The sequence below is a fragment of the Caballeronia sp. genome (assembly GCF_049581465.1).
GTDB lineage: Bacteria > Pseudomonadota > Gammaproteobacteria > Burkholderiales > Burkholderiaceae > Caballeronia.
The window spans coordinates 1-9,037 of record NZ_JBAUSA010000741.1; the positions used below are offsets into that span (position 1 = coordinate 1).

General features: G+C 59.8%; 8 protein-coding genes and 1 pseudogene. 8 read left to right on the forward strand and 1 reads right to left on the reverse strand.

All coding sequences use genetic code 11. From position 1 onward, the window contains the following. The 3 genes and pseudogenes from WCA53_RS18325 to WCA53_RS18335 all read left to right on the forward strand — a co-directional run. Window positions 1–147: pseudogene (locus WCA53_RS18325) on the forward strand (alpha/beta hydrolase); the annotation flags it as partial. Between the two features lie 266 nt (window positions 148–413). Further along, window positions 414–1,625 (forward strand): D-alanyl-D-alanine carboxypeptidase family protein, encoded by a 1,212-nt coding sequence (locus WCA53_RS18330; protein WP_423913646.1) that lies wholly within the window; start codon window positions 414–416, stop codon window positions 1,623–1,625. 112 nt (window positions 1,626–1,737) lie between these two features. After that, window positions 1,738–2,025 (forward strand): YbeD family protein, encoded by a 288-nt coding sequence (locus WCA53_RS18335; RefSeq protein ID WP_423913649.1) that lies wholly within the window; start codon window positions 1,738–1,740, stop codon window positions 2,023–2,025. Here WCA53_RS18335 and WCA53_RS18340 read toward each other — a convergent pair. Further along, on the reverse strand, window positions 2,009–2,950 hold the full coding sequence (locus tag WCA53_RS18340) for a transcriptional regulator GcvA (protein WP_423913651.1): 942 nt from the start codon (window positions 2,948–2,950) through the stop codon (window positions 2,009–2,011). The two genes, WCA53_RS18335 and WCA53_RS18340, sit on opposite strands and share 17 nt — an antisense overlap. 123 nt (window positions 2,951–3,073) lie before the next feature. Between WCA53_RS18340 and WCA53_RS18345 the strand changes: the two genes are divergently transcribed. The 5 genes from WCA53_RS18345 to WCA53_RS18365 form a co-directional block, all read left to right on the forward strand. Next, complete coding sequence (locus WCA53_RS18345; RefSeq protein WP_423913656.1) at window positions 3,074–3,400, forward strand: DUF2917 domain-containing protein; 327 nt, start codon at window positions 3,074–3,076, stop codon at window positions 3,398–3,400. A gap of 71 nt (window positions 3,401–3,471) precedes the next feature. Then, window positions 3,472–4,242 (forward strand): lipoyl(octanoyl) transferase LipB, encoded by a 771-nt coding sequence (lipB, locus tag WCA53_RS18350; protein WP_423913660.1) that lies wholly within the window; start codon window positions 3,472–3,474, stop codon window positions 4,240–4,242. Beyond that, a complete protein-coding gene (lipA, locus tag WCA53_RS18355) occupies window positions 4,235–5,242 on the forward strand; it encodes a lipoyl synthase (protein ID WP_423913662.1) in 1,008 nt (335 codons plus the stop codon). The genes lipB and lipA overlap by 8 nt, the downstream gene beginning before the upstream one ends. Before the next feature lie 632 nt (window positions 5,243–5,874). Next, a complete protein-coding gene (locus tag WCA53_RS18360; protein WP_423913665.1) occupies window positions 5,875–7,197 on the forward strand; it encodes a dicarboxylate/amino acid:cation symporter in 1,323 nt (440 codons plus the stop codon). Between the two features lie 15 nt (window positions 7,198–7,212). Then, the coding region (locus WCA53_RS18365) for a sensor histidine kinase (protein ID WP_423913667.1) at window positions 7,213–9,037 on the forward strand (1,825 nt) is incomplete at its 3' end.

The window sequence follows — 9,037 nt, forward strand, 5'->3', positions numbered from 1 at the left end:
GAACTGGACGAAACTGTGCCGATCACCTCGGTGTACGCGTGGGCGGGACCGCAGGACTTGCCCGTCGTGGTGATTCCAGGGGGAGAGCATTTCTTTCATCGGAAGCTTCATATTTTGAAGAAGATCATCGTCGATGCATGGCGCTGATTGCGCGGGCTTGCGGCCCAAACCTCCCCCCAGGCACCGCCGCCCAAATCCACCCTGCAAATCATCAATCTGCTGCAAATCAAGGCACTTTTGCGGCAAATGCCGATGCTCCCGTGCGTATAATGGCGCAGACTTTTGCGCCGTAACCTGTCGCTCCAGCGCTCGCCGTAGCGCATGCGCCCCGTGTTTCGTATAACCCGCGAGTTGAACGCTTTCCTTCAGGGGAAACGCCAACTCGCCGATGCCTCTTCTGCCAATCCGAACCTATGCGCTTTTCCCCTTCCGGTTTATCCCTCGTCCCGCATTCCTTCGTTCACCGCGCTGTTGCCACCGCCATCGTCATTCCCGCCACGCTGTTCGCGGCGAGTGCGTTCGCGCAAGTGCCGCCGCCGGATGTCACCGCGCGCTCCTGGGTGCTCGTCGACGCAACCAGCAACCAGGTCCTCGCTTCCGGTAATCCGGACGAGCGTGCCGAGCCGGCATCGCTGACCAAGCTGATGACCGCGTATCTCGTCTTCGACGCGCTCAAGTCGAAGAAGATCAACATGGAACAGACCGTCATGCCGAGCGAGGCCGTGCGCCGCGTGGGCACCGACGAGTCGCGCATGTTCATCGAGGCGAACAAGCCGGTGACCGTCCATGACCTCGTGTACGGCTTGATTATCCAGTCTGGTAACGACGCGGCCATCGCGCTCGCCGAACTCGTGGGCGGCAGCGAGTCGAATTTCGTCGCGCAGATGAACGCGACGGCCACGCGGATCGGCATGAAGCACACCCATTTCGCCGATGTGAACGGCATGCCTGACGCGCAGCACTACACGACAGCGGGCGATCTGGCCGTGCTCTCCACGCGGCTGATCCGCGACTTTCCCGAGTACTACGGCATCTTCTCGGTACGCGATTTCACCTACAACAAGATCAAGCAGCCCAACCGCAACCGCTTGCTGTGGATCGACTCCACGGTCGACGGCCTGAAGACCGGCCACACGCAGGCTGCCGGGTATTGCCTGATCGCGTCGGCCAAGCGCCCGCTGGACGGGGTGCCGGATACGAGCCGCCGCCTGGTCGCCGTGATGATGGGCGAGCCGAAGGAGCACAACCGGGTTCAGGACAGCCTGAAGATGCTCAATTACGGCTATACGGCCTATGACGCGCTGCGTCTCTACAAGGCGGGTCAGGTGATCGAGTCGCCGCGTGTCTACAAGGGCACGGAGAACATGGTGAAGGCGGGCGTGGAGACCGATCAGTACATTACGGTGCCAAAGGGCATGGGCGACAAGGTCAAGCCAGTGGTCACGCATTACGACACCATCGTCGCGCCGATCAAGCAGGGCCAGCAGATCGGCACCGTGAAAATGGTGGCGGACGGCAAGGAAGTCGCTCAGTTTCCGCTGGTCGCGTTGCAAGACGTGCCGCAAGCCGGGTTTGTCGGCCGGACCTGGGATTCCCTGCTGATGATGTGGCAAAAGAAGAAGTAAGCTTTGGAAACGCCCGGGGTCGCGGTTCAACTCAGTTAAGCGCAGTTGAAAATTCGTGTCTCCGGCGCCATCTATGCTGGCTGTATGACGCTCGGGAAGGTCCCGGCGTCCCATGATGGAGAAAGCCATGAGCTCACCTGATATCGACGCGCTGTTCGACTTCCCCTGCGATTTTCCGATTAAGGTCATGGGTGCAACGCACCCGGATTTTCATAACGCGGTCGTGACCGTGCTCCGCGAATTCGACGGCGAGTTTGACGTGACGCGCATCGAAACGCGACCGTCGTCCGGCGGCAAATACACCGGCCTGACCGTTACCGTGCGCGCGCAGAACCGCGCCCATCTCGACGATATCTACCGCGCGCTCACCAGCCACCCCATGGTCAAAGTGGTGCTATGACCGGTTTCTTTGCGTCTGGCGTGCTGTCGTAGAGTTGCTTGAAGCGCGTGGCTTCGTCGACGATCCAGACGCGAAAGTCCTGCACGCGCTGCGTGGCAAGCGATCCGGGCGTGCAAACAAAAAAGTAGGTCCACGGGCTCGGCGCGTCAATGTTGAACAGGCGCACGATCCGGCCCGCCGCGATTTCCTGCATCGCGAGCGTTCGGCGCACCAGCCCAATTCCCTGGCCCGCAATTGTCGCCTGAAGCAGGTTCGACGAATCCTCATAAGAAATACCTCGCTTAGGCTCCGCGAAGTCCGCGATCCCTGCGGCCTCGAACCATGGAGCCCAAAGTTCGTCGTTCGAACGCAGAAGCGGCAGCGTGGCGAGTTCGGCGGGCGTGCGCGGCAATGCGCCACCGCGGAAATCCGGCGAACACGCGGGGAAAAACACTTCATCCAGCAGTTTCTCGACGTACAGCCCCGGATATTTCCCTGAGCCGAAGCGAATCGCGACATCCACGTCGTCGCGCGTGAAATCGGTCAGCACAAAGGTCGAAAGCAATTCGAGGTCGATCTGCGGATGCCTTTCGATAAACCCGCCAATCCGTGGCGTCAGCCAGCGCGCCGAAAATGACGAAAGCGTCGATACCACCAGCCGCCGGTCGCGATCGCCGGATCTGACCTGGCGCGTTGCATCGACGAGGGCGATGAGTGCGGTGCGGACATCGGTGGCATAAAGGCGGCCGACGTCCGACAAGCGCACGCGCTTGCCGTTGCGAACGAATAAAGCCACGCCGAGGTCGGCTTCGAGCGCACGAATCTGATGGCTGACTGCGCCATGGGTGACGAAGAGTTCGTCGGCGGCGCGCGAAAAGCTTTCGTGCCGCGCGGCGGCTTCGAAGGCGCGCAGCGCATTGAGGGCGGGAAGTTGTCGAAGGTCCATGGACTATCACCAAAGGGGTGCTTGTGAATTTATCTCACATATCGACGAAAATTGCTCGTTTGGACTAAACCCTTGTCTAGCATACTCTTGTAGTCATAGAAACGAATTTTGGCGGAGGTTGAGATGCGAGAAATATCGACAAGTATCATCTTTGAAATCGCCGACGGGGAAGTCGTACCGATGCGGATTGGCCGTAGCGTAAAACTGACGGTGCAAGGTGCGGCGGTCTGGGCGACGCGCAGCAACGACACGGAGGACTACTGGCTCGCGCCAGGCGATACGCTCAAGCTGCGCGAACGCGAACGGCTGTGGCTCAGTGCGGAAACCGGGCAGCGCGCTCAAGTTGTATTCACGCTCGCGCCGCGCTGTGACCAACGAGCGATCGGCTGGCTGGCGCGCCGCATCGAGAGGCTTTCGCGCCGGTTTGGCTCGGGATGGCGCACGGTTTGACGCCGATTGAGTGGCGTTCCACGTTTTGCTGGCCGGCGAGGTCGACGGTATTTCGGTAAACTGCCGAAACCATGTCTACCACGCCGGTTTCACTTTCCCCCGCCGAAGCCCCTCCGCGCGCCATCATCTCCTCGGTGGCGCAACCGGTGAATGTGCGCCGGCGCGGCCTTGAGCCTTACGCAGAAAGCTTCGACGCCATGCGTGCTTTCACGGACGCTCGCACGGCGGACACCGTCGACGAAATCTGGCTCGTCGAACATCCCCCCGTCTTCACGCTTGGTTTAGCCGGCGATTCCTCGCATCTCCTCAACGCGAGTAGTGGGATTCCGCTCGTGAAAGTCGATCGCGGCGGGCAGATCACGTATCACGGGCCGGGACAGGTCGTGGCGTATCTCCTGCTCGATCTCCGGCGCCGCAAACTCATGGTCCGCGAGCTTGTGCGGCGGATCGAGGACGGCGTGATCGATACGCTCGCGTCGTATAATCTCGGCACGCAACGCAAGGCTGGCGCGCCAGGCATTTACGTGGCGCCGTCGGAGCATGCCGAACACACGGGCGCGAAGATCGCGGCGCTGGGCCTCAAGATACGCAATGGCTGCAGCTACCACGGTGTCAGCCTCAACGTGAATATGGACCTGCAACCGTTTCTCGCAATCAACCCTTGTGGCTACGCGGGACTCGAAACGGTCGACATGGCGACGCTCGGCGTCGCGGCGGACTGGAACGACGTGGCATACAAGCTGGCATCGCGCCTCACTCATCATATCGACGGCAGTATTGCGGCCGCCGCTCAACTGCACGGCGGCGTCGTGGCCGCCCCAATGGACCGACCGAATGACTGACGTAACCGGAAATCTGGCTGGCAGCGCTGCTGCAACTTCTCCTTCCGCACCGTACGACGCGTCCGCCAAGCAAAAGGCGCAGGCGAAAACGTCGCGCATTCCGATCAAGATCATCCCGATCGAGAAGCTAAAGAAGCCCGAGTGGATTCGCGTGAAAGCCGCTACCGGCAGTTCGCGTTTCACCGAGATCAAGCAGATTCTTCGCGAGCACAACTTGCATACGGTGTGCGAGGAAGCGAGTTGCCCGAATATCGGCGAGTGCTTTGGCAAGGGCACAGCCACGTTCATGATCATGGGCGACAAATGCACGCGTCGTTGTCCGTTCTGCGACGTGGGCCATGGCCGCCCTGATCCGCTCGATGCCGACGAACCGCTGAACCTCGCGCGCACTATCGGCGCGTTGAAGTTGAAGTACGTGGTGATTACCAGCGTGGATCGCGATGATCTGCGTGACGGCGGCGCCGCGCACTTCGTTGAATGCATCCGGCAAGTACGCGAACATTCGCCGATGACCCGCATTGAAATCCTGACGCCCGATTTCCGCGGCCGGTTGGATCGTGCAATCGGCATCCTGACCGCTGCCCCGCCCGATGTGATGAACCACAATCTCGAAACGGTGCCCCGTCTTTATAAGGAAGCGCGTCCGGGTTCTGATTACGCGCACTCGCTCAAGCTTTTGAAGGATTTCAAGGCGCTGCATCCGGAAGTCGCGACGAAGTCCGGTTTGATGGTCGGTCTTGGCGAAACCGAGGAGGAGATTCTTCAGGTCATGCGTGATCTGCGCGCGCACGACGTGGATATGCTGACGATCGGCCAGTATCTTCAGCCGTCGGAACATCATTTGCCAGTGCGTTCGTACGTCCATCCGGATACCTTCAAGATGTACGAGGAAGAAGCGTACAAAATGGGTTTCACGCACGCCGCTGTTGGTGCGATGGTGCGCTCGAGCTATCACGCGGACCAGCAAGCTCACGACGCGGGGCTGGTCGGCGCAGTCTGAACGCAGTGCAGTTGTCCGGCATTTGAAAAACCCACGGAAACGTGGGTTTTTTGTTTTTGTTTTTGTTTTGGAATCGCGTTATATCGCAAGGACTTCTTCCGTTGTTCGGACATTCCCGCGCTCACGATTGGCTAAGATTAATAATCTTTTTGAGATGTGGCGGCGTCTGGGATTTATTTTAAATAATGTGAAAAATATTATTCCATCCGAAAAATGGACCGATTAGCTCCGCGGGTTTGTATGTGGATGCAGTCCACGATAAGGCCTTATCCATTCGATTCTCCGCGCGCCACTAAAACCGTGGAAAGCCTTATCCAAATCTTCTCCGGGATAACCCGGAACGCGATCCGGATCGTCGGACGTGGCTTTTCCGTGATTCCGGAAAGACAGATTTTGATACGATCGGTTGCATAAAAATTCCTTATAAATCAACGCACTAAACAGTGGGCACACTGGCATCGACCTTGCAACAGTAAAGACAGCTGGACCCTGCCGATAAAAATCGTACGGAGACAATTCAATGCATCCATTCCTGACGCGGCCGACCTGATTAGGCTCACTCAGCGGCGTTGCGCCGCGCACCTATTTCGCCTCGCTCATTGCGACTTGTTGAACCTTTGCCTGGAACTATCGTGAAGAAACCTTTCTATAAAGTCCTGTACGCGCAGGTGCTCATGGCGATCGCCGTCGGTATCGCGCTCGGGCATTTTTATCCCACACTCGCCACCGAGATGAAGCCGCTCGGCGACGCCTTCATCAAGCTGATCAAGATGGTCATTGGCCCAATCATCTTCTGTACCGTGGTGACCGGCATTGCCGGCATGGAAGACATGAAGAAGGTCGGGCGGGTGGGCGGCAAGGCGCTGTTGTATTTCGAAATAGTGTCATCGTTCGCGTTGTTGCTTGGCCTGATCTCGACGCACGTGCTGAAGCCGGGCGCGGGTTTCAACATCGACCCGGCGACGCTCGACGGCAAAGCGGTGGCATCTTACGCAGCCAAGGCGCACGGCCAGACGACCACCGATTTCCTGATGCACCTCATACCCGACACGATGTCTTCGGCGTTCGCCCAAGGCGAAATCCTGCAGATCCTGCTGATCGCGTTGCTGTTCGGCGCCGTGCTCGCCACCGCGGGCGAAAAGGGGCGCGTGGTGTCGGGGTTCATCGAAAGCCTGTCGCATATCCTGTTCGGCATCGTGCGCATCATCACGAAACTGGCGCCGATCGGCGCGTTCGGCGCGATGGCATTCACTATCGGCACGTACGGCATCGGTTCGCTGCTTCCCATGCTCAAGCTGATCGGCACGTTCTACCTGACCTCCGTCGTGTTCGTGGTCGTGGTGCTGGGGGCTATCGCGAAGCTGGTGGGCTTCAACATCTTCCGGTTTGTCGCGTACATCAAGGAAGAGATGCTGATCGTGCTCGGCACGAGTTCGTCAGAAGCTGCGCTGCCGCAACTGATGCTCAAGCTCGAAAAGCTGGGCTGCTCGCGCTCGGTGGTCGGCCTCGTCGTGCCGACCGGCTATTCGTTCAACCTGGACGGCACCAACATCTACATGACGATGGCCGTGTTGTTCATCGCGCAGGCGACGAACACCGACCTCACGTGGGGGCAGCAACTGACGTTGCTCGCTGTGACCATGCTCACGTCCAAGGGCGCGAGCGGCGTGACCGGCGCGGGCTTCATCACGCTGGCCGCGACGTTGGCCGTTGTGCCGACTATTCCGTTGTCGGGCATGGTGTTAATTTTGGGCATCGACCGGTTCATGAGCGAGTGTCGCGCGCTGACGAATATCGTGGGCAACGGCGTGGCTACCGTGGTGGTGTCGGCGTGGGAGAGGGAACTCGACCGCGATAAATTGCGCGATCAGTTGACGCACGGCGCGGTGGACACAGAAGCCGAGGAGGTCGGAGTTACAGCGGCGCTGACCAGTGCCGACCCGGTAACCCGGTGATCCGCTGATATGACGATGAAGGCGGCGACGCATCCTCCAGCGGAAGCTTCGCCGCGTCGCTTTTCGGGCGTATCGAATCGAGTGGGCGGTGCGGTGCATGCCACAATCGGGGATCTTAATCGTCCGGAATCCTCTCGACCGATGCGCCGCGTCCTCGTCTTCCTGGTTTTGCTGGCGGTCCTCGTGGGCGCGTGCGCACTGACGTGGAGTATTGCGTGGCAGCGGGGGCTGGATGAGCTGCGGCTCAACGCGGCAACGCGCGTGGATCGCACCACGACCGCGTTGAAAAGCACGCTCGACCGGTACGAGTATCTTCCGTATTTGCTGTCGCGCCATCCGTTCGTGCAGGACGTCCTCGCGGACCCGAACCCGGCGTTCGTTGAGCGCGCCAATCGTTATCTCGAAGACCTCAATAGCCACGCACATGCGACCGTGACGTACATCATCCAGGCGAACGGGCGTTGCGTGGCGGCGAGCAACTGGAAGGGGGCTGACAGTTTTGTCGGTGTGGAATATTTGTTCCGGCCGTATTTTATCGATGCCGTTAAAGGCGGGACCGGCCGATTTTTCGGGCTCGGCACGATTTCGCGCGAGCCGGGTTATTTCATTTCGCAGCCGGTTTTCAAGGAAGGAACGCGCGAGATTCTCGGCGTGGCGGTGGTGAAGTTGAATCTGGAATGGCTGCAAGGCGCTGACGCCACTGAGCCGCTCTTGGTCACGGATGACCATGGCGTGATTTTTTTGTCGTCGGTGCCGTCGTGGAAATATCACACGTTGCGACGCTTGCCGAAAAATGTTGAGGCGTCCGTGTATTCGTCGCGGCAGTACGCCCAGCAAGCGATCACCCCGTTGCCGCTGACTATTGTGCAGACACTAGAAGGCGGCGCGCAAATCGTGCGTGTGGGTGCGCAACGCGACGCACCGACTTTTCTTGCCACGCAGCGTGCGCTGGGCGAGCCTGACTGGCATTTGATGACGATGGCGTCACTGGAACCGGTGGAGGACGCAGCACAAAGTGCAACGATCGTGACGGCATTGCTGGTCGTATCGCTTTGCACTTTGGGTTTTTACTGGCGCATGCGGCGCGCACGCGTGCGGGAGATGATCCGCAGTCGCGCGCTGCTGCAGACTGCGTACGCGGAACTCAATGAGCGCGTGGCGGAGCGGACGCTGGATTTATCGACGGCGAACGCGTTGCTGACGAAGGAAGTGAGCGAGCGAACGCGCGCCGAACAGGACTTGCGCGCGGCTCACGACGAGCTTGTCCAGGCAAGCAAACTCGCTGCGTTGGGGCAGATGGCAGCGGGCATTACGCACGAGTTGAACCAGCCGCTTGCGGCGTTGCGCAGTTTCTCGGACAACACCCGCGTGCTCATTGAGCGTGGCGACCACGTGGCGGCCCGTGAGAATCTGGAGGCGATCGGCGCGCTGACCGAGCGTATGGGGAAGATCACGAATCAGTTGAAGTTGTTCGTGACGAAGGCGCGTCCGAAGAATGCGCGAACTGACGTAGTTCGGGCAATGCGCAACGTTCTCGCGATGTTGCGTCCGAGAATGCAACGCGTGACGCTGGTCTTTGAAGCGGGTGCGCAATCCGACGCGCCGCTATACGTGCGATGCGAGGACTTGCGCCTGGAGCAGATACTGATCAACCTGATTGGCAACGCGCTGGATGCCGCGGCATCGTGCGACGCGCCGCGCATAGAGATTGAGGTAAGGAAGCACGAAGAGCGCGTGGAAATAGCGGTGCGCGACAATGGCCCGGGGATCGCGCCGGACGTCTTGCCGAGGCTGTTTGAGCCATTTTTCACGACGAAGGAAACGGGGCACGGGTTGGGAT

What these genes read in the sequence shown, in the direction of transcription:
- WCA53_RS18340 (WP_423913651.1), bottom strand. Translation starts at nt 2,950, where the DNA reads ATGGACCTTCGACAACTTCCCGCCCTCAATGCGCTGCGCGCCTTCGAA.
- lipB (WP_423913660.1), top strand. Translation starts at nt 3,472, where the DNA reads ATGTCTACCACGCCGGTTTCACTTTCCCCCGCCGAAGCCCCTCCGCGC.
- WCA53_RS18330 (WP_423913646.1), top strand. Translation starts at nt 414, where the DNA reads ATGCGCTTTTCCCCTTCCGGTTTATCCCTCGTCCCGCATTCCTTCGTT.
- WCA53_RS18345 (WP_423913656.1), top strand. Translation starts at nt 3,074, where the DNA reads ATGCGAGAAATATCGACAAGTATCATCTTTGAAATCGCCGACGGGGAA.
- lipA (WP_423913662.1), top strand. Translation starts at nt 4,235, where the DNA reads ATGACTGACGTAACCGGAAATCTGGCTGGCAGCGCTGCTGCAACTTCT.
- WCA53_RS18335 (WP_423913649.1), top strand. Translation starts at nt 1,738, where the DNA reads ATGATGGAGAAAGCCATGAGCTCACCTGATATCGACGCGCTGTTCGAC.